The sequence below is a fragment of the Halalkalibacillus sediminis genome (genome assembly GCF_002844535.1).
Taxonomy (GTDB): domain Bacteria; phylum Bacillota; class Bacilli; order Bacillales; family Alkalibacillaceae; genus Halalkalibacillus_A; species Halalkalibacillus_A sediminis.
The window spans coordinates 1-1,362 of sequence record NZ_PJNH01000007.1 but is presented as its reverse complement, the minus strand read 5'-3'; the positions used below and the strand labels follow the sequence as shown (position 1 = coordinate 1,362).

At 46.7% G+C, this 1,362-nt stretch carries 9 tRNA genes and 1 rRNA gene; all 10 read left to right on the top strand.

The features are described 5' to 3' along the window. The first annotated feature begins 253 nt into the window (after nucleotides 1–253). The 10 genes from rrf to CEY16_RS14920 all read left to right on the top strand — a co-directional run bounded on the left by rrf (nucleotide 254) and on the right by CEY16_RS14920 (nucleotide 1,255). Nucleotides 254–369 (top strand): 5S ribosomal RNA (rrf, locus tag CEY16_RS14965). Nucleotides 370–376: 7 nt separating this feature from the next. Next, nucleotides 377–452 (top strand) — tRNA-Val (locus CEY16_RS14960). A gap of 12 nt (nucleotides 453–464) precedes the next feature. Beyond that, a tRNA-Thr gene (locus CEY16_RS14955) sits at nucleotides 465–540 on the top strand. 123 nt (nucleotides 541–663) lie between these two features. Continuing rightward, a tRNA-Lys gene (locus tag CEY16_RS14950) sits at nucleotides 664–739 on the top strand. 3 nt (nucleotides 740–742) lie between these two features. Continuing rightward, nucleotides 743–827: transfer RNA gene (locus CEY16_RS14945), tRNA-Leu, on the top strand. Nucleotides 828–834: 7 nt separating this feature from the next. After that, a tRNA-Gly gene (locus tag CEY16_RS14940) sits at nucleotides 835–909 on the top strand. 8 nt (nucleotides 910–917) lie between these two features. Next, nucleotides 918–1,006 (top strand) — tRNA-Leu (locus CEY16_RS14935). Nucleotides 1,007–1,013: 7 nt separating this feature from the next. Further along, a tRNA-Arg gene (locus CEY16_RS14930) sits at nucleotides 1,014–1,090 on the top strand. A 4-nt stretch (nucleotides 1,091–1,094) separates the two neighbouring features. Then, nucleotides 1,095–1,168 (top strand) — tRNA-Pro (locus CEY16_RS14925). Between the two features lie 11 nt (nucleotides 1,169–1,179). Continuing rightward, nucleotides 1,180–1,255 (top strand) — tRNA-Ala (locus CEY16_RS14920). Nucleotides 1,256–1,362 lie beyond the last annotated feature (107 nt).

Sequence of the window (1,362 nt, the reverse complement as noted above, 5' to 3'; positions counted from 1 at the left end):
CTAATCGATCGAGGACTTAACTTCAATATTTGTGGTAATGACGCTTTGGTTCGTGCTTGCGCTTTGATTCTTATCTAGTTTTGAAGGTGTATTTATCTAAAATGACACAATGGATATCTTTCCAATGGTTATTTTAGAAATAAAACTTTCAATTCAAGCAAAAATATTATAAAAAGTCCTTGCATTTTTTGATTAGGGTGAATATAATATAACTTGTCCTTGAAAAACGAATGGTTTTACATAAGACACCAAGTCCGGTGGCTATAGCAGAGAGGTCACACCTGTTCCCATGCCGAACACAGCCGTTAAGCTCTCTAGCGCCGATGGTAGTTGGAGTTCTTCTCCTGTGAGAGTAGGACGCTGCCGGGCATAACTTGGAGGATTAGCTCAGCTGGGAGAGCACTTGCCTTACAAGCAAGGGGTCGCAGGTTCGAGCCCTGCATCCTCCACCATTCTTCTTTTTTGCCGGCCTAGCTCAACTGGTAGAGCAACTGACTTGTAATCAGTAGGTTGGGGGTTCAAGTCCTCTGGCCGGCACCACTTTCTCAATTGAATAAATGCAAACCTACCATTGAAGATTATAAAAACCGAAAGGTTTCTATTAATTCGAATGGTAATATGGTTTAACTACTTTTCACTTATACTAATATCACATTATTAGATGAGCCATTAGCTCAGTTGGTAGAGCATCTGACTTTTAATCAGAGGGTCGGAGGTTCGAATCCTCCATGGCTCACCATTTGCGGGTGTGGCGGAATTGGCAGACGCGCTAGATTTAGGATCTAGTGTCTCGCGACGTGGGGGTTCAAGTCCCTCCACCCGCACCATTTTTTTGCGGAAGTAGTTCAGCGGTAGAACACCACCTTGCCAAGGTGGGGGTCGCGGGTTCGAATCCCGTCTTCCGCTCCATATAGTTTGCCGGGGTGGCGGAATTGGCAGACGCACAGGACTTAAAATCCTGCGGTAGGTTACTACCGTGCCGGTTCGAGTCCGGCCCTCGGCACCACCTACATGCGCCCGTAGCTCAATTGGATAGAGCGTCTGACTACGGATCAGAAGGTTAGGGGTTCGACTCCTCTCGGGCGCGCCATTAACGGGAAGTAGCTCAGCTTGGTAGAGCACTTGGTTTGGGACCAAGGGGTCGCAGGTTCGAATCCTGTCTTCCCGATATTTACATGTGGGGCCTTAGCTCAGATGGGAGAGCGCCTGCTTTGCACGCAGGAGGTCAGCGGTTCGATCCCGCTAGGCTCCACCATATTTTTTTGCATTTTTTCGAACCTTGAAAACTAAACAAAATAGCCTGACGTCAATTCGTTTTTTCTCATCTGATTGGGAGAGAAAAAACAAGTAAGACAAGCCAAT